This is a genomic window from Gloeomargarita sp. SKYB120, from assembly GCA_025062155.1.
Taxonomy (GTDB): Bacteria; Cyanobacteriota; Cyanobacteriia; order Gloeomargaritales; family Gloeomargaritaceae; genus Gloeomargarita.
In genome coordinates, this window is sequence record JANXAM010000039.1 from 1 (window position 1) to 17,980 (window position 17,980).

Sequence of the window (17,980 nt, forward strand, 5' to 3'; positions counted from 1 at the left end):
AACCGGCAAACAGGGCCACCGCTGCCAGCAACAGCAGGAAGATGGACCCAGCATACAGGTCATTATTGGTGCGCATCCCGATGGTGTACCACCACTGATACACCCCCGAGTAGGCGATGTTGACTGGCCCGGTTGCCCCTTGTGCTTGGGTAAAGGCCTCCACCGCCGCCTGCCCAAAATGGGGGTCCCAAATCGCGTGGGCAATGGGCCGCACGTTTAACGGGTCCTTGATCCACTGCTCAAAATTGCCCTGCCAGGCCACGTGGAACAGGTTCCCCGACGTCCACAGGAAGATGATCGCCAGATGGCCGAAGTGGGAGGCAAAAATCTTTTGGTAGAGATTCTCCTCCGTCATGCCATCGTGGCTTTCAAAGTCATTGGCCGTCGCCAAGGCATACCAAATCCGCCGTGTCGTCGGGTCTTGGGCCAAGGCTTGGCTAAATTTCGGAAACTTCGTCGCCATAGTCTCTCCTTCCCTTAGCCGGATACGGCGATAATCCGTGCCAGGAAGAACGACCAGGTGGTCACAATTCCCCCTAACAGGTAGTGGGCCACACCGACCGCCCGTCCCTGGATAATGCTCAACGCCCGCGGTTGAATGGCCGGCGCCACCTTGAGCTTGTTGTGCGCCCAAACGATGGACTCAATCAACTCCTGCCAATAACCGCGCCCGCTGAACAGGAACATCAAGCTAAACGCCCAGATAAAGTGCGCTCCCAGGAACATGATCCCGTAGGCCGACAACGCCGAGCCGTAGGAGCCAATCACCTGGGACGACTGCGCCCACAGGAAGTCCCGCAGCCAGCCGTTGATCGTAATCGCACTCTGGGCAAAGTTCCCACTGGTGATGTGGCTGATCGTGCCGTCGGGATTCACGGTGCCCCAGATGTCCGACTGCATCTTCCAGGAGAAGTGGAAGATAGCGATCGACAGGGAGTTGTACATCCAGAACAGCCCTAGGAACACATGGTCCCAGCCCGACACTTGGCACGTGCCGCCCCGCCCCGGACCATCGCAGGGGAACGCAAACCCCAGATTCGCCTTGTCCGGGATCAAGCGGGAATTGCGGGCAAACAGCACCCCCTTCAGTAGGATGAGTACCGTTACGTGGATGGTAAAGGCATGGATGTGGTGCACCATGAAGTCCGCAGTGCCCAACACCATCGGCATCATCGCCACTTTGCCGCCCACCACCAGGGTCTCACCCCCGAAGATGGGACTCACCCCGGCGCTCGCGTAAGGAGCCGTCGCCCCCGCCGCTGCCGCGTGCAACCCTTGAATCCACTGGGCAAACACCGGCTTCAGTTGAATCGCCGTATCCGAGAACATATCCTGGGGCCGTCCCAGCGCCCGCATCGTGTCGTTGTGGATGTACAGGCCAAAGCTGTGGAAGCCCAGGAACAGGCACACCCAGTTCAGGTGGGAAATGATGGCATCCCGGTGCCGGATCACCCGGTCCAACACGTTATTGACATTCTGCGCCGGGTCATAGTCCCGCACCATGAAGATCGCCCCGTGCGCACCAGCTCCCACAATCAGAAAGCCCCCGATCCACATGTGGTGGGTAAACAGGGACAACTGGGTGGGATAGTCCGTCGCCAGGTATGGGTAGGGCGGCATCGCGTACATGTGCTGGGCCACGATGATCGTCAGCGACCCCAGCATCGCCAGGTTGATCGCCAACTGGGCATGCCACGAGGTCGTCAGGATTTCATAGAGCCCTTTGTGACCCGTCCCCCCAATCAGCAAGGGGTCTTTGTGGGCCTCCAGGATTTCCTTCATGCTGTGGCCAATTCCCCAGTTGGTGCGGTACATGTGACCGGCAATAATAAACAGCACCGCCAGCGCCAAGTGATGGTGCGCCGTATCCGTCAGCCACAGACCGCCCGTCACCGGGTTCAGGCCGCCTTTAAAGGTCAGGATGTCTGCGTAGGCACCCCAATTCAAGGTGAAAAACGGCAATACCCCACTCAGACCACCCCAAGGCACATTCGGGAACACATCCGCCATCAAATTGGGGTGCAAAATCCACTCGTGGGGCAAGGGAATATCCGCCACCGAGGCAATCACCTTCCCGCCAACAGTCAGCGGTTTCCCCGCATCAATCGCATCTAAACAGGCATTAATCGGCAAGGACACATGAATTTGCTGCCCGGCATAGCCTAAGCACCCCAGGCCCAGCAGACCCGCCAAGTGGTGGTTCAGCATGGATTCCACATTCTGGAACCACTCCAGCTTAGGCGCCGCCTTGTGGTAGTGGAACCACCCGGCAAACAGCATCAGGGCCGCCATCACCAGCGCCCCAATGGCCGTGCAGTACAGTTGAAATTCATTGGTAATCCCATTGGCCCGCCAGAGTTGGAAGAACCCAGAGGTAATCTGAATCCCCTGGAATCCGCCCCCTACATCGGCGTTGAGAATCTCCTGCCCCACGATGGGCCAAACCACCTGGGCGCTCGGCTTGACGTGCAATGGATCCGCCAGCCAGGCCGAATAGTTGGAAAACTTCGCCCCGTGGAAGTACATCCCGCTCAGCCACACAAACACCACCGCCAAGTGGCCAAAGTGGGCGCTGAAAATTTTACGCGAGATGTCCTCCAGGTCGCTGGTATGACTATCGAAATCGTGAGCGTTAGCGTGCAGATTCCAGATCCAGGTTGTGGTCTTTGGCCCCTTGGCCAGACTCCGGGAAAAATGCCCTGGTTTGCCCCACCGCTCGAACGACGTGGGCACCGGGTCCCGGTCCACGACCACCCTGACCTTCGCTTCCCGCTCCGGTGGACTGATGGTCATTAGAACGCTCCTCTCCTAGTACGGCAAGGACTAGACGGTGTCACTTCCCCAGAACCTTTGCTCACAATGGCAAAAAGTTCTGACTCTGAGCCTACATAGGGTATCCCCATTTCAGCTCAGTAACACCGTGAACTTAGTCAGCATTATAGGCTCCCATCGCCGTCCGGTTCAGAGCGTTAATAATAGTTAAACTCCCTGTCCCTTCCCTGCTACTCGCCCTGGCTATTGTCAAATAAATTTACACAAATTCACAAATTTTTACATTTCTGGTGGGTAAGAGCGTCAGTAGCAGCCTGCTCGCAAACGCAGACCTAGCTTGGCACCTTAGTGGAGCTAAGCGGACTCGAACCGCTGACCTCCTCAATGCCATTGAGGCGCTCTACCAACTGAGCTATAGCCCCCCAAAGCCGCAGAGTCTATTATGGCATATTTTTCCCCTGGCTCCGGCGCTGGCGAAACCAGGCTTGTAGCACGTCCCGGCATTCCGCCGCTAGCACCCCCCGAATCACCGGAAAGTGATGGTTTGAGGCGCGGCTGGTGGGAATTTGGAGCACACTGTCAATCGCCCCAGTTTTGGGATCGGGTGCACCGTACACCAACTGTCCAATGCGGGCGTTCACCAGAGCGCCGGCGCACATGGGGCAGGGTTCTAAGGTGACGTACAGCGTGCAGTCTGTGAGATACCAGGTGCCTAGAACCTGACCGGCCTGGCGCAACGCCACGATCTCTGCATGGGCGGTGGGGTCGTGGGTGCGCTCTCGCTGGTTTTCGCCTTGCGCGATACATACCCCTTGGGCGTCCACAATCACCGCACCAACGGGAACTTCTCCGGCTTGACCCGCCTGGACAGCGAGTGTCAAGGCCAGCCGCATCCAATCCTCGTGACTGGGCACTAGGCGGGCGTCAGTTGGGCCACTTTGTCCCGCAGCGCGTTCATCAGGGACTCAAACGACTCGGTGAATTTCAAAATCCCCTCCTCCAGCAGCTCCGCCATCACCTTGTCCAGGTCAATCCCTAGGGCTTGAACTTTGGCTAGTATGGCTTCGGCCTGGTCAAACCCATCCCGCAGGTGGTCGCTGATTTGGCAGTGGTCGGCGCAGGCCTCGATGGTTTCCGGCGGCAGGGTATTGACGGTATTGGCCCCCACCAACTCCTCGACGTACATCACATCGCTGTACTGGGGATTTTTGGTGCTGGTGCTAGCCCACAGCAGCCGTTGCACCTTAGCCCCTTTAGCCGCCAGGGCTTGCCAGCGAGGATGCGCAAGAATTTCCTGGAACCGCTCGTAGGCTACCTTGGCGTTGGCAATCGCGGTTTTGCCCCGCAGTGCCTTGGCTTGCTCGGTGCCGATGGCGTCCAATAACTTATCCACCTTGGTGTCAATCCGGCTCAGGAAGAAACTGGCCACCGACGCAACCCGGTCCACCGGCTCGCCCCGCTCGACCCGCGCTTCTAAGCCTCGGATGTAGGCCCAGGCGGTGTCCACATAGCTCTGGACGCTGAACAACAACGTGATATTCACGTTTACCCCAGCGGCAATTACCTGCTCGACCGCCACCAGGCCCTCCGGCGTCCCCGGAATTTTAATCATCACGTTGGGCCGGTTGAGGGTCTGGAAATAGCGCAGGGCCTCCCGCACGGTGCCTTCGGTATCCCGTGCCAACTGGGGCGGCACCTCCACACTCACATAGCCGTCCAACCCGTGGCTGTCTTCGTAAACAGGCCGGAGAATATCGCAGGCGTCTTGAATGTCCTTGAACACTAGGGATTCGTAAATCTGCTCCACCGATAGCCCAGCTTTGGCCCCCGCCACAATGTCCGCATCGTAAATGGCATTGCCAACAATCGCCTTTCGGAAAATGGTGGGGTTGGAGGTAATCCCGCGAATGCCCCGCGTCGCCATCAATTGCTGCAACTCACCGGCAACGAGCAGATTGCGGTTGAGATTGTCCATCCAAATGCTCTGCCCATACTTGGGAATCTCCAACAGGGGATTGGCCGCCGTCATGGTACGTTCCTCCTGTACCGCTTTCCTTACCTCTATTCTGGCCGCCGTCGCCAACCCCGCCGCCACTCCTTAAGACCAACTACAGCTTTGCTCTCCCTTGAAACATGAAAGTATGTTCATGTATAGTAGGATTATCGTTTTATGGGGAGAGAAAACTCATGGTCAAGTGCGATTGCGAGCGGTGTGTGTGCCAAGTGGACCCGGCAACCGCTATTCGTGTGGGGGACAAGGTCTATTGCAGCGACGCCTGCGCCCAGGGACACCCCAACGGGCCGGGCTGTGGCCACGACAGTTGCCCCTGCTAGGTTCGGCTAGCCCTTCAAGGGATGGTCTCAGCAGTCCGCTGCATGGCGCGGGGAAACCCCACCGGCAATAACCTCTGGTGGGTACGGGCGGCCTCTAAGCGTTGCAAGTCGCGGTAGCTCACCCAGTGGATACAGTCCACCGGGCAGGTGTCAATGGCCTCCTGAATCAGATGCTCAGGGTCGCCGTCCTGGTTGATCACGCGGGAACGTCCATAGTCCGGCTCGATGTAAAAGGTGTTGCGGGCGACGTGGGCGCAGTGCTTGCAGCCAATGCAGGTTGCTTCATCTACGTAAACCGCCTTTTGTCGCCACTGGCCTCCGAGTTCTGGCTCAAATCCCGTTCGTTCCATCAGGCCGCCCAGCGTTGCACCACCAACCGCACCGAACCATCGCTCAGCCTCTGGGTTTCCATCACCTGGAAGCCCTGGCGTTGGGTTTGGGCTAGCACCACCTCGTAGGCATACTGCTGGTGCAGTTGCCGCAGGAACCCCTCCACGCTCAGGGGCTGTTGCCAATACTGCAAATCCGCCACCAGGTTGTACTGCTGACCATCCCAGGCAAAGCCAATGTCATAACCGTTGGCTTGAGGAATCACCAAGTCCGCCATCTGGGTTTGACCCCGATAGCCCCGCACTGGCAAGGGACCGGTTTGGTAGGTGTAATTCAACCGGGTGAGCGCAGCCGCCAGCGCCTCCTTGTCCCGCAGACGAGTTTGGATGGTGCTGAAGTGAGACATGGGAACCACCTTTAACGCACGTGGACATCCTGTTGCTGGGGCTGGGCGACAACCGCTTGGAAGTACTCCGCTGTCCATTCCCGGTGGGTCACCACCCCCAATTCCTGTTCAATGGCTTGGGAAAGCGCCACGCAGGTCGCTCCGGGAACGCCCTGCACCCGTAGCTCCACTCGACCGTCCGGGTGAATCACAAACTCAAGGGTCTCCATCGGTCACCACCCCGCCGCCAAATTACCTCAAATTGTAACGAATGTGAGAAGGAATGGCCGATGCTTTGTAATTCTTAATATTCTTAATAGTCGCTGGCCTGGGTTAAACTAAAGGGGGTTGGAGGGCTGCTAGGATGGACCGACGTCCCCCGAGTTATGTGCGCCTGGCGATGCGCAACATGGTGCGCAAGGGGCGCAAATCCCTATGGCATTTCACCTTGACCAGCCTAGGACTGCTGGGGGTGCTGGTGGGCTTGGCCTATTGGACCCGTTGAGCTATGCTGAAGAAATTGACACTGGAGTTGCCCGACCATGACGGTCCTGGAGACGGTGGAACTGACCCAGGCTGAGTACGAGCGCTATTCCCGTCACCTGCTCCTGCCGGGAGTGGGGGTCGCTGGCCAGAAGAAGCTCAAGGCGGCCAAGGTGCTGTGCGTGGGCACTGGCGGTCTGGGGTCGCCAGTTTTGTTGTACTTGGCGGCGGCGGGCATTGGTCACCTGGGCATCGTGGACTTTGATGTGGTGGACATTTCCAACTTGCAGCGCCAGATCATCCACAGCGTGGACCGGCTCGGGCAATCCAAAGCCCAATCGGCCAAGGACCGCATCGCCCAACTGAATCCCCACTGCCAGGTGGAACTGTACGAGACCCAACTGACGGCGGCCAACGCCCTGGACATTCTCCGACCCTACGACGTGATAGTAGACGGCACGGACAATTTCCCCACCCGCTATCTCATCAACGACGCCTGCACGCTGCTGGGCAAGCCCTTTGTGTACGGTTCGATTCTCTGGTTCGAGGGCCAGGTGTCGGTGTTCAACTACCAGGGCGGGCCGACCTACCGAGATTTGTTCCCAGAACCGCCACCGCCAGGGGAGGTGCCCTCGTGCGCCGAAGGAGGTGTGCTTGGCGTCTTGCCGGGCGTGATCGGCGCGTTGCAGGCCACGGAGGTCTTAAAAATTATCCTGGGGATTGGGGAGACGTTGAGCGGTCGGTTGCTGATTTACGACGCTTTAAAAATGAAGTTTCGGGAGTTGAAGTTGCGGCCTCATCCGAACCGGCCTGTCATTAAGGAATTGATAGATTATGAACAGTTCTGCGGTGTGACCCAGGCTCGACAACAGGCACAACAAATGCAGGCGGACATTCCTGAAATCACGGTGCAGGAGTTGCAGCAATTACTGACGACCCAGCCGGACCGGACTTTGTTGGTGGACGTACGCAATCCGGGAGAGTACGAGGTGGCCCGCATTGACGGCGCAGTGTTGATCCCCCTGTCGGAGTTGGAGCAGGGGCCGGGTCTGGACAAGTTAAGGCAACTGTGGAGCGACAAGCAGTTGGTGGTGCATTGCAAGTCGGGGGCGCGCTCTCTGAAGGCGCTGCACTTGATCAAGGAAAAAACGGGTCGGGTGGGCTACAACGTCAAGGGCGGGATTCTGGCCTGGAGCCGCGAAATTGACCCGTCGGTGCCGCAGTATTAACGGGCATGAAAACGGCGCTGATTACTGGGATTACGGGCCAGGACGGTTCCTACCTAGCGGATTTTTTGCTGCAAAAGGGCTACGTGGTGCATGGGATTGTGCGGCGGGCGTCCCTGTTCAATACCAGCCGCATTGACCATCTCTACCGGGACCCCCATGACCCCGAGGCGCGTTTGTTTTTGCACTACGGGGATTTAACCGACGGCACGGGGCTGCGGCGGGTGATTGAGCAGGTGCAGCCGGACGAGGTGTACAACCTGGGGGCCCAGTCCCACGTCAAGGTCTCCTTTGCCCAGCCGGAGTACACTGCTGATGCCGTCGCTACTGGCACTTTGCGCCTGCTGGAGGCGGTGCGGGATTACGAGCAGACTACCGGGCGGCGGGTGAAGTTTTACCAGGCCGGGTCGTCGGAGATGTTTGGGGCGTCGCCACCACCTCAGCACGAAAAAACTCCGTTTTATCCCCGCAGTCCCTACGCGGTGGCTAAGGTGGCGGCCTACTGGTTCTGCGTGAACTACCGGGAGGCCTACGGGATGTTCATCTGCAACGGCATCCTGTTCAACCATGAGAGTCCCCGCCGGGGGGAAACCTTTGTCACGCGCAAGATCACGCGGGCGCTGGGCCGGATCAAGGTGGGCTTGCAAAAGGAACTCTACCTGGGCAACCTGGCGGCCAAGCGGGACTGGGGGTTTGCTGGGGATTATGTCGAAGCCATGTGGTTGATGTTGCAGCAGGATGAACCCGATGATTATGTGATTGCGACAGGAGAGGCTCACTCGGTGCAGGAGTTTTTGGAGGCGGCCTTTGGCCTGGTGGGATTGGACTGGCGGGCGTATGTCAAAATTGACCCGCGCTACTTTCGCCCCACCGAGGTGGACTACCTACTCGGGGATGCCACTAAGGCGCGGGAGAAGCTAGGCTGGCGACCCCGCTGCACCTTCCGGGAACTGGTGCGAATGATGGTGGAGCACGATTTAGAATTGGCCCGTCAGGAGCTGACGCTCAAAGCGGCGGGGCATCGTGTGTATTTGCCGGGCTTGAGCGATTGACAGCCCCCCCCTTGTGCTATTGTGCAAAAAACACGTTTTTTCCGGTGGGAATTGGGGAATCGGGATGGGACCCCAGCGGTTGGAGGCGGCCTTGCGGATGGTCGTGCAAATCCAGAATTGGCTGCTGTTTGCCGACGACCCTCGCGTGCTGTACGACCGGATCGTGCAGGTGCTGGGCGAAACGGTAGGGGTGTCGCGGGTGTACATCTTTGAGCATCACCGGGGCGAGAAAGGGCAACTGCTGACCTCCCAGCGAGCGGAGTGGTGCGCTCCAGGGGTAGCCCCCCAGCGGGACAATCCGCTGTTGCAGAACTTCGACTACCAGGCCCACGGGTTTGACCACTGGCTGGAGGCACTCCAACGGGGTGAAATCCTATGTGGTCGGGTGGCCGATTTTCCCCCACCAGAGCGGGACTGTCTTGCCCGCCAGGACATCGTGAGCATCCTGGTGGTGCCCCTACGGGTGGGCGACGCGCTGTACGGGTTTATCGGGTTTGACGATTGCCAGCAGGAGCGCCCTTGGGACGAGACGGAAATCAACCTGTTGGCATCGGTGGGAACGGCCCTGGCCCAAGCCCTGCGGCAATGGCAACTGCTCCAGTCTGCGCGAGAAACGGAAGCCAGGTACCGAGCGCTGTTTGCCGCCGCCAGCGACGGGATTGTGGTGAGCGACGCCCAAACCGGGCGGATCCTGGAGGTCAATCCCCAGGCGGAGCGGTTGCTGGGCTATCCGCGTGACGACCTGGTGGGACGCGACCAGTGGGCCTGTCACCCGCCAGCGGAACGGGCAATGGCCCAGCGGGAGTTTTTCCAGTGGGTGCAAGCCGGCGGAACCCAACCGGTGCCTGTGCGACTCCAGCGCCGGGATGGGGCCATCGTACTTGTGGAAATCGCGGCGCGGCTTTTGACCTGGCAAGGGCGGCCTTTGCTCCAGAGCATCCTACGGGAAAAGACCGATATCCAGATGGTTTTGGAGGCGGTGCCCTTGGGGATGGCCGTGTTCCAACGGCGGCAATTACAAGCCGTCAATGGAGCGCTGTGCCAAATCCTGGGCTACAGCCGGGTGGAATTGCTGCAGTTGTCCGCCTCGGCGCTGGTGCAGTTGGTGCATCTCCACGACCGTTCTCGGTTGCGTCAAGCCTACCGGCGCTGGTTGCGGGGCGGGGCGGACCAGACGCCCGACGAACTGCGGGTGCGCCATCGAGATGGGGCCTGGCTTAACTTAGCCTGCTATGGGCAAATGTTGAATGTAGGCGGGCGGCGACTCCTGTACCTGACCGTGCAGGATGTCACCGAGAAACACCGCATGGCCGAGGCGCTGCACCAGAGTCTGGCCCAATTTCAATTGACGTTCGAGCGCTCGCCAGCCGGGATGTCCATCACCGACCGGGAAGGACGTTTTTTACGGGTGAACGCTGCGCTGTGTCAACTGTTGCAACGGGATGTCAGCACACTCCTGTCCCAGGACTGTCGGAATTTTATCCATCCTGATGACGCAACTCGCTACGCGGTGGCTAATGGCCGTCTCCTGCGGGATGAAGTTCCCCAGATCACCCTGGAATTGCGCCTACAACCCCAGCCCCAACAAACCCTGCACGTGTTGCTCAGCAAGGTGGTGATTGCCCGCGACGCCGACGGTCAACCGCTGTTGTTTCTCTCGCAACTGGTGGATGTAACCGAGCGGGTCCTGGCTCAGCAGTCGTTGCGCCAGAGCGAGATGCGGTTGAAGCTGGCGGCGCAAGCGGCTGGCCTGCTGGTGTGGGAGTGGGACCTGGTCAGCGATGTCATGGAAATTAGCCGTTACACCCGCGACCCTGGCCTGTACCCGCCAAACGAACCCCAGACTGTGCGTCTCCTCGGTTTGACCTCGCTGCAAAGCGTCCATCCTGAAGACCTGCCTCAGGCCCTGCTGATTCGCCAGCAGTATCAGAACGGGGAAATGGACCAGTGCGAACAGCGCCACCGGGTGTTAACGCCGGACGGGGACTACCGCTGGCTGCAATCCATCAGCCAGTTGATTCGGGACGCCGACGGGCGACCGCTGCGCGTGGTGGGGGTCTCCCAAGACATCACCGACCAGATGAACCTTCTCCAGGCAATGCAAACCCGAGAAGAGCGCCTGCGGGCGGTGGTGGCCGACCAGACTGAGTTAATCTACCGGGCCAAGGCCAACGGCGAACTGGTGTTTGTGAACCCCGCCTTTTGCCGCTACGCTGGACGTGGCGAAGCCGAGTTGTTGCACCAACCCTTTACGCATCCGCTGCATCCCGATGACCAACGCCAGTTTTTAACGCGCCTACAGCGTTTGTCGCCGGAGCGGCCCACTTTTACGCTGGAATGTCGCACGACCGACCCACCCGAGCGTTGGTACGAGTGGACCATCCGCAGTTTTTTTGATGATCAGGGGCGATTGCAGGAAATCCAGGGCATTGGCCGCGACGTGACTGAGAAAAAGCGGATAGAGGCCCAATTGCTACACAAAGCCCTTCATGACTCCCTCACCGGCCTGCCCAATCGTCGTCTGTTTCTGGAACGTCTCCAGCAGGCCCTGGTGCGTTACCGCCAGGAGGGTCACCCCAGCTTTGCCCTGGTGTTTCTGGACCTCGACCGGTTCAAAGGCGTGAATGACAGTTTTGGGCATCTCCAAGGCGACCAACTCCTGATAACCATGACCCAGCGGTTACAGGCAGCCGTGCGGCCTGAGGACACCGTTGCCCGCTTTGGGGGCGATGAATTCGCCCTGTTGCTGGTTTCCCTGGCCGCCGAACAGCTAGACCAGCGTTTGCAGGAATTACAGCAGGTGATTGCCCAACCGCTGACCTTGGCCGGCCAAGCGGTTACGGTGCAGGCCAGTATGGGGGTGGTGTACAGCGCGCCCCACTACCAAACGCCGGAAGAAATGTTACGGGATGCGGATACGGCGATGTATCAGGCGAAGAGTCAAGGACGAGCGCGGTGGGTTGTTTTTACTCCAGTTGGCCGGCATGCCCCTGGCGCTGTCGATCTTGAGATTAAGGCGGCATTGACGGCTGGGCAATTCCAGGTGTATTACCAACCGGTGATGACCGCCGATGGGATGGTCTTGGGGGTGGAGGCATTCTTGCGCTGGCACCATCCGACGCGGGGAGTTTTGTTGCCGGAGACCTTTTTGCCGGATGCAGAAGCAATGGGGCTGCTGGGGGATTTGGACTGGTGGGTGTTGACCACCACGATTGCCCAGATGCAACAGTGGCCGGCGACGTGGGTTCTGTATGTCAACCTTTCGCCTGCTTCGATTAACCAGAGGGATTTTTTGAACCGCTTGGAAGAATTACTGGGCGACAGCGACTTTGACCCCCCACGGTTGCAGCTAGAACTTCATGAACAGTCACTGCGAGATGACTGGGACTGGCTACCGGCAATGCAGGCGTTAGGAGTGGGATTGAGCCTTGATGGTTTTGGCCAGGGGCACCTAGGCAGGATACCAGCTTTACCCGTCGTTAAAACCCTCAAAATTGACCGGGCGTTTGTCCAGCAGTTAACTGTACGGTCTCAGGCGGAGCAACTGGTACAGGCGATGGTCATTCTGGCCCGGAGTCTTGGGATGCGCACTGTAGCTGTCGGCGTCGAAACGGAACAGCAGGCTAGGACCCTATCAGCCTTGGGGTGCCATGCGTTGCAGGGCAATTTCCTGAGTCCCCCTTTGACTGCGGAGGAATTGACGGCGCGATTTGTGCCCTGAATACAAAAAAGGCCCCCGCAGGGACCACACCAGATCGTCAATCGGAGGGTTGGAATAGCTTACGCTGGAGGATTACTATACGTTTCCGGCGTTGGGAGTTTCGTATCACCAGCTACGAATAGGGCGAAGTTATCGAAGCTGGTCGTGTCTTAGGTTGCAGGGCGGTGAACGGTCATTCATCGTTACAATAAAGTACGGTTAGCTGACAGACGCTCATGACGGAATTGGGGGGGGACTACAAAGCCACGCTGAATCTACCGCAGACGGACTTTGCCATGCGGGCCAATGCAGCGGTACGAGAGCCAGAAATTCAGGCGTTTTGGCAACAGGAACAGATTCCCCAAACATTTGACCCAAACGCTCCCGCCTTTGTCCTGCACGATGGCCCGCCCTACGCCAACGGCGACATCCACATGGGCACCACCCTGAACAAGATTCTCAAGGACATCATCAACAAGTTCTACCGCCTGCGCGGGTATCGCACCCCTTACGTGCCGGGCTGGGACTGTCACGGGTTACCCATCGAACTGAAAGTCTTGCAGGAAATCCCCGCCGAAATCCGGCAAAACCTCACCCCCATCGAACTCCGCCAGCGCGCCAAAGCCTATGCCTTGGATGCAGTGGCCCGCCAGAAACGGAGTTTTCAGCGCTGTGGGGTATGGGGCGACTGGGACAACGCCTATTTAACCCTCGACCCCGAATACGAAGCGGCTCAGATTGACGTGTTTGGGCAAATGGCGCTCAAGGGCTATATTTACCGGGGTTTGAAACCTGTGCATTGGAGTCCGAGTTCCCGCACCGCCCTTGCCGAAGCCGAGCTGGAATATCCCGATGGGCACGTTTCTCCCAGTATTTACGCCCTGATGCGCTTGACGGAATTGACGCCCCCTGCCCGGGCCGTCTTGGGAGAGTGGGATGAACTGTACCTGGCGATTTGGACGACCACACCCTGGACATTGCCGGGGAATCTGGCGGTGGCGGTGCATCCCGAAATCACCTACGCCGTCGTGATCAGCGATAGCCAGGGGCCTGTCATCGTGGCGGCAGATTTGGTCAACAAGTGGCGGGATGTGGTAGCCCAAGAAGTCACAGTTGCGCGCACGTTTCCGGGGAAAATCCTGGAGTTTTGCCACTATCAACATCCCCTGTTTGACCGGCAGGGCGTGGTGGTCTTGGGCGAGCACGTCACGGTGGAATCCGGCACAGGACTCGTGCATACGGCGCCGGGGCATGGGACAGAAGACTATGCGGTGGGCCAAAAATACGGGTTGCCCTTGTTATCGCCGGTGGATGATGCGGGTTGCTTTACCCAGGAAGCTGGGGTCTTTGCCGGTTTACCGGTCTTGAAGGAAGGCAACCAGGCAATCATTGAAGCGTTACGGCAAAAGAACTTGCTGGTCAAGCACGAACCCTATCAACACAAATACCCCTACGACTGGCGCACCAAAAAACCCACCATTTTCCGGGCGACGGCGCAGTGGTTTGCCTCGGTAAGCGGGTTTCGGGAGTTGGCTCTGCAAGCGATTCGCCAGGTGCAATGGATTCCGCCCCAAGGGGAAAACCGGATTACCGCCATGGTACAGGAACGCACCGACTGGTGTATTTCCCGCCAGCGCGCGTGGGGCGTGCCGATTCCCGTCTTTTACGACGTCGAAACCGACGAGCCCTTATTGAACGCCGAAACCATCGCCTATGTGCGCGACCTGGTCCGGCAACACGGCTCCGATATCTGGTGGACATTACCCGTCGAAGAACTGCTCCCCCCCACCTACCGCCAGAACGGGCGCACCTACCGCAAAGGCATGGACACGATGGACGTGTGGTTTGATTCGGGTTCCTCCTGGGCAGCCGTGTTGCAGGCGCGGGGGTTGGCCGACCAAGCTGACCTGTACCTGGAAGGGTCTGACCAGCACCGGGGATGGTTTCAATCCAGCCTGCTGACCTCGGTCGCCGTGCGGGGGAAAGCGCCCTATAAACAAGTGTTGACTCATGGATTTGTGCTGGATGAGCAAGGGCGCAAAATGAGCAAATCCCTGGGGAATGTTGTGGACCCCCTGGTGGTCATCAACGGCGGCAAAAATCCCCAGAAGGAACCTGCTTATGGCGCCGATGTCTTGCGGTTGTGGGTGGCCTCGGTCAATTACGCCGACGACGTACCCCTGGGGAATACCATCCTCAACCAGATGGCCGATGTCTATCGCAAAATCCGCAATACTGCTCGCTTTTTACTCGGCAATCTCTACGATTTCGACCCTCAAGAACATGCCATTCCCTATGCCAATTTACCCCAGTTAGACCGTTATTTGCTCCATCGCTTATCGGCAGTTGTGCAAACCGTAACCCAGGCGTTTCAGGACTACGAGTTTTATCACTTTTTTCAGACAGTTCAGAACTTTTGCGTCGTGGACTTGTCGAGTTTTTATTTAGACATTGCCAAAGACCGGTTGTACATCAGTGCAGCCAATAGCTACCGGCGGCGCAGTTGTCAAACCGTATTAGCAATTGCAGTGGAGACCCTGGCCAAATTGATTGCCCCCGTTTTATCCCATCTCGCGGAAGACATTTGGCAATTTATTCCCTACAAAACGGGGGTAAAATCGGTCTTTTTAACGCGCTGGCCGGAACCCCCATCCCTATGGCATCAACCGGAACTGGCGCGCACCTGGGACCAATGGCGGGACTTGCGGGCAGATGTCAACAAGGTTCTCGAAGCGGCGCGGGTTGCTAAAACCATTGGTTCCTCTTTGGAAGCGCAAATTATGCTCCAGGTTGGCGAACCGGAATTATTAACCCAATTACAGGCCCTCAATACGCCGACCAATGGCGTTGATGAACTGCGGTATTTACTGTTGGTCTCCCAGGTGACGGTACAGGCTGGTGAACCAGGTCAGCGATGGACAGTGGCCATGCAACCGGCAGCAGGGAAAAAGTGTGCGCGTTGTTGGAATTATTCGGAACAGGTCGGTCAGGATCCGCAGTACCCCGATATTTGTGAGCGGTGTGTGCAAGCCCTAGCCGGTCAATTTTAGGGACGTTTTGCCTCGAAGAAAGCAACTACTTCCTCTATCGGTACCAGTTGGGATTGATGGCCCTTGCGGGTAATAATTTCCACCTTATTTTCTGCTAAAGAACGCCCTGGCACAAGGCGGTAAGGAATCCCCAGCAAATCGGCATCCTTGAACTTCACGCCTGCGCGTTCGGGACGGTCGTCTAGCAGTGTTTCAATGCCTGCTTTTTGCAATTGTTGATATAGCATTTCCGCCACTTCGACTTGTTGTTGATCCTGCATATTCGGCACTGAAATGATCACCAGATAGGGAGCAATGGCTGGCGGCCAGATCATACCATGTTCATCATGGGACTGTTCAATCGCAGCTTGCGCCAATCGCGACACTCCCAACCCGTAACACCCCATAACTAACGGCACCTCTTGACCGTGCTCATTGGTGTAGGTAGCACCCATCGCCGCGGAGTATTTGGTTCCCAGTTGAAAAATATGGCCGACTTCGATGCCTCGCGCGCTCTGTAGGATTTGTTGGGGGTCATGCACCGCCCGGTCGCCCGCCTTGGCTTTGCGGATATCAACTGTGGTTTCAATCGCTGGAAACTCCTGACCCCAATTGGCTCCCACCCAGTGGTAATCCACGCGATTAGCGCCCGTGACAAAGTTCCGTAAAGGCGCAACCGTTGCATCGAATAAACGCACAAAATGGGGGTGAATCTTCGGGTCTTTTTTAATGTACTCATCGGGCAAATCCGGTGCAATGTATCCCCACGGTAAAGGCTTTGCCGCCCACTGGTTTTGATTCTCTTGATTGGCGATGACTAATTTCAAAACTTGCTGTCCCCCCAGCGTCGGCACTAAACGTGTGATTTCGTTCGTCAACTTCACTTCATTGATGTCTTGGTCTCCCCGGATACTGGCCAGCACTAGCACTGTGATTCCCGTGTCCAAAATCGCTTGATACAATACATTTTTCACCACCTGGGTCGGTGAGCAGTTGAGATGGCTACACAGGGATTCAATGGTGGGTGTATTGGGGGTATGTTTTTGCTCCGCTTGGGGAAAGGGTGAAGGGATGGGTTCTGGCGGTAAAGAAACTGCTTTTTCCACATTGGCGGCGTATTGACCATCGGGGGTATAGAGCACCTCATCTTCTCCCGCTTGGGCCAATACCATGAATTCCTGCGAGCCAGAACCCCCAATAGCCCCGCTATCTGCCTGCACTGGCCGGTAATCCAACCCGCACCGTTCCAAAATACGACAGTAGGCCTGGTACATCTTCTCATAAGACTGGCGCATTCCTGCCTCATCAGCATCAAAGGAATAGGCATCCTTCATGATGAATTCCCGTCCCCGCATCAGTCCAAATCGCGGTCGAATTTCATCCCGAAATTTGGTTTGGATTTGATAAAGATTCAGGGGCAATTGCCGGTAGGAACGAATCAACTGGCGGGCCACATCGGTAATCACTTCCTCATGGGTAGGACCGAGTCCCATTTCCCGCTGTTGCCGGTCCGTCAAGGTAAACATAATCCCTTCACCTTTGGTATAGGTTTCCCAACGCCCCGATTCTTGCCACAAACTCGCCGGTTGCAACTGGGGTAAAAGGCATTCCTGCGCCCCCGCCGCGTCCATTTCTTCCCGCACGATCTGCATGATTTTTTGCAACACCCGCCACATCAACGGCAAATACACATAAATCCCCGGACTGACGCGCCGGATATAGCCCGCCCGCAGGAGCAATTTGTGGCTAATGATTTCTGCTTCCGCCGGGTCTTCCCGCAGGGTCACTAGCAACAGCCGCGAACAGCGCATACATTTCCTAGAATCAATATGGTTTTCTATCTTAACGCACCCCATGCGCCCGCACATGACGGCTGTACTAGCCATGACCGCCGACGGCAAAATTGCCAGTGTTCACCGGGGTGCGGCTGATTTTGGTTCGGCTGCCGACCGTGCTCACCTGGAACGCCAAGTAGCCCAAAGCGACGCCGTGCTGATTGGCGCCAAAACCCTACGAGCCTATGGCAGTGGCATGTTGGTCCATGACGGGGAGTTGCTAGCGGCTCGCCAAGCTCAGGGCAAATCCCCCCAGACACTACACATCATCTGTAGTCGCAGCGGTCAAATTCCCCCGAACATGGCTTTTTTTCGCCAGCCTCTGGAGCGATGGTTAGTCACGACGGCTGATGGCGCGCAACTGTGGCATGAAAGTCAAGCCTTTCAACGGATTTGGTATGACCAAAACTGGCCCGAATTACTGGCAGAATTCTATGCGCTAGGTTTACGAAAAATCGGCGTGTTAGGGGGCGGCGAATTGATGGCGGATTTACTCGCAGCCGGCCTGATTGACGACCTGTGGTTGACCGTTTGCCCTTGGATATTCGGCGGCGTTAGCGCTCCCACACCCGTGGATGGCCCTGGTTTATTACAACCTGTGGCGCTTGAGTTACTCACCTGCGAACGAGTAGCCAATGAGTTGTTTCTCCACTACCAGGTCAAGCGATAAAGTTACAGCATGCGGTTAGGCCAGGAGTCACTATGGCTAAAATCACAAAACTTGACATACGCTACGGATAGTTTCATTGACCAAGGGTTGCAGATTTTCGATTGGACTCACCTGTAACTTACGCACCTTTTGCTTAATCCGATACCACACATGTTCAATCGGGT

At 57.6% G+C, this 17,980-nt stretch carries 15 protein-coding genes and 1 tRNA gene; 7 read left to right on the top strand and 9 right to left on the bottom strand.

Annotated elements, in window-relative coordinates; all coding sequences use genetic code 11:
* The 5 genes from NZ705_11100 to tal form a co-directional block, all read right to left on the bottom strand.
* On the bottom strand, nt 1-463 hold a 463-nt coding region (locus tag NZ705_11100; protein MCS7293496.1), incomplete at its 3' end, for a hypothetical protein.
* Between the two features lie 14 nt (nt 464-477).
* Entirely contained in the window at nt 478-2,793 is a 2,316-nt protein-coding gene (gene psaA / locus NZ705_11105; protein MCS7293497.1) for a photosystem I core protein PsaA, read from the bottom strand.
* 328 nt (nt 2,794-3,121) lie between these two features.
* A tRNA-Ala gene (locus NZ705_11110) sits at nt 3,122-3,194 on the bottom strand.
* 18 nt (nt 3,195-3,212) lie between these two features.
* Nucleotides 3,213-3,686 (bottom strand): tRNA adenosine(34) deaminase TadA, encoded by a 474-nt coding sequence (gene tadA / locus NZ705_11115; GenBank protein MCS7293498.1) that lies wholly within the window; start codon nt 3,684-3,686, stop codon nt 3,213-3,215.
* On the bottom strand, nt 3,686-4,801 hold the full coding sequence (gene tal / locus NZ705_11120) for a transaldolase (protein ID MCS7293499.1): 1,116 nt from the start codon (nt 4,799-4,801) through the stop codon (nt 3,686-3,688). Before tal ends, tadA begins: the two co-directional genes overlap by 1 nt.
* 158 nt (nt 4,802-4,959) lie before the next feature.
* On the opposite strand from tal, the gene NZ705_11125 reads away from it, so the two are divergent.
* On the top strand, nt 4,960-5,106 hold the full coding sequence (locus NZ705_11125; protein MCS7293500.1) for a metallothionein: 147 nt from the start codon (nt 4,960-4,962) through the stop codon (nt 5,104-5,106).
* A 14-nt stretch (nt 5,107-5,120) separates the two neighbouring features.
* On the opposite strand, the gene NZ705_11130 is transcribed toward NZ705_11125, so the two are convergent.
* Genes NZ705_11130 through NZ705_11140 form a run of 3 tightly spaced genes read right to left on the bottom strand, consistent with a single transcriptional unit; the run spans nt 5,121 to nt 6,051 of the window.
* Nucleotides 5,121-5,456, bottom strand: coding sequence for a ferredoxin (locus tag NZ705_11130; GenBank protein ID MCS7293501.1), 336 nt, complete (start codon nt 5,454-5,456; stop codon nt 5,121-5,123).
* The gene (locus NZ705_11135; GenBank protein ID MCS7293502.1) at nt 5,456-5,842 is read right to left on the bottom strand and encodes a DUF1257 domain-containing protein; all 387 of its coding nucleotides are present in this window, start codon (nt 5,840-5,842) and stop codon (nt 5,456-5,458) included. The genes NZ705_11130 and NZ705_11135 overlap by 1 nt, the downstream gene beginning before the upstream one ends.
* 11 nt (nt 5,843-5,853) lie before the next feature.
* Nucleotides 5,854-6,051 carry a DUF2997 domain-containing protein gene (locus tag NZ705_11140; protein MCS7293503.1) on the bottom strand — a complete coding sequence of 66 codons (198 nt, stop codon included), beginning with the start codon at nt 6,049-6,051 and terminating at the stop codon, nt 5,854-5,856.
* Between the two features lie 134 nt (nt 6,052-6,185).
* Here NZ705_11140 and NZ705_11145 point away from each other — a divergent pair, with 134 nt between their 5' ends.
* The 5 genes from NZ705_11145 (at nt 6,186) to ileS (ending at nt 15,332) form a co-directional block, all read left to right on the top strand.
* Nucleotides 6,186-6,326, top strand: a complete 141-nt coding sequence (locus tag NZ705_11145) for a DUF3285 domain-containing protein (protein ID MCS7293504.1) — start codon at nt 6,186-6,188, stop codon at nt 6,324-6,326.
* A gap of 37 nt (nt 6,327-6,363) precedes the next feature.
* Complete coding sequence (gene moeB, locus NZ705_11150) at nt 6,364-7,533, top strand: molybdopterin-synthase adenylyltransferase MoeB (protein MCS7293505.1); 1,170 nt, start codon at nt 6,364-6,366, stop codon at nt 7,531-7,533.
* 5 nt (nt 7,534-7,538) lie between these two features.
* The gene (gmd, locus tag NZ705_11155) at nt 7,539-8,582 is read left to right on the top strand and encodes a GDP-mannose 4,6-dehydratase (protein ID MCS7293506.1); all 1,044 of its coding nucleotides are present in this window, start codon (nt 7,539-7,541) and stop codon (nt 8,580-8,582) included.
* A gap of 64 nt (nt 8,583-8,646) precedes the next feature.
* Complete coding sequence (locus NZ705_11160) at nt 8,647-12,303, top strand: PAS domain S-box protein (GenBank protein MCS7293507.1); 3,657 nt, start codon at nt 8,647-8,649, stop codon at nt 12,301-12,303.
* Nucleotides 12,304-12,518: 215 nt separating this feature from the next.
* The gene (gene ileS / locus NZ705_11165; protein MCS7293508.1) at nt 12,519-15,332 is read left to right on the top strand and encodes an isoleucine--tRNA ligase; all 2,814 of its coding nucleotides are present in this window, start codon (nt 12,519-12,521) and stop codon (nt 15,330-15,332) included.
* Here the strand turns inward: ileS and NZ705_11170 are convergent.
* The gene (locus NZ705_11170) at nt 15,329-17,122 is read right to left on the bottom strand and encodes a proline--tRNA ligase (GenBank protein MCS7293509.1); all 1,794 of its coding nucleotides are present in this window, start codon (nt 17,120-17,122) and stop codon (nt 15,329-15,331) included. The genes ileS and NZ705_11170 overlap by 4 nt on opposite strands.
* 43 nt (nt 17,123-17,165) lie before the next feature.
* Between NZ705_11170 and NZ705_11175 the strand changes: the two genes are divergently transcribed.
* Entirely contained in the window at nt 17,166-17,816 is a 651-nt protein-coding gene (locus NZ705_11175; protein MCS7293510.1) for a RibD family protein, read from the top strand.
* Nucleotides 17,817-17,980: the final 164 nt, after the last annotated feature.

Excerpts from the sequence above, each read along its gene's own strand:
- psaA (MCS7293497.1), bottom strand. The coding sequence starts at position 2,793 with ATGACCATCAGTCCACCGGAGCGGGAAGCGAAGGTCAGGGTGGTCGTG.
- tal (MCS7293499.1), bottom strand. The coding sequence starts at position 4,801 with ATGACGGCGGCCAATCCCCTGTTGGAGATTCCCAAGTATGGGCAGAGC.
- NZ705_11125 (MCS7293500.1), top strand. The coding sequence starts at position 4,960 with ATGGTCAAGTGCGATTGCGAGCGGTGTGTGTGCCAAGTGGACCCGGCA.
- NZ705_11130 (MCS7293501.1), bottom strand. The coding sequence starts at position 5,456 with ATGGAACGAACGGGATTTGAGCCAGAACTCGGAGGCCAGTGGCGACAA.
- NZ705_11135 (MCS7293502.1), bottom strand. The coding sequence starts at position 5,842 with ATGTCTCACTTCAGCACCATCCAAACTCGTCTGCGGGACAAGGAGGCG.
- NZ705_11140 (MCS7293503.1), bottom strand. The coding sequence starts at position 6,051 with ATGGAGACCCTTGAGTTTGTGATTCACCCGGACGGTCGAGTGGAGCTA.
- NZ705_11145 (MCS7293504.1), top strand. The coding sequence starts at position 6,186 with ATGGACCGACGTCCCCCGAGTTATGTGCGCCTGGCGATGCGCAACATG.
- moeB (MCS7293505.1), top strand. The coding sequence starts at position 6,364 with ATGACGGTCCTGGAGACGGTGGAACTGACCCAGGCTGAGTACGAGCGC.
- gmd (MCS7293506.1), top strand. The coding sequence starts at position 7,539 with ATGAAAACGGCGCTGATTACTGGGATTACGGGCCAGGACGGTTCCTAC.
- NZ705_11160 (MCS7293507.1), top strand. The coding sequence starts at position 8,647 with ATGGGACCCCAGCGGTTGGAGGCGGCCTTGCGGATGGTCGTGCAAATC.
- ileS (MCS7293508.1), top strand. The coding sequence starts at position 12,519 with ATGACGGAATTGGGGGGGGACTACAAAGCCACGCTGAATCTACCGCAG.
- NZ705_11170 (MCS7293509.1), bottom strand. The coding sequence starts at position 17,122 with ATGCGCTGTTCGCGGCTGTTGCTAGTGACCCTGCGGGAAGACCCGGCG.
- NZ705_11175 (MCS7293510.1), top strand. The coding sequence starts at position 17,166 with ATGCGCCCGCACATGACGGCTGTACTAGCCATGACCGCCGACGGCAAA.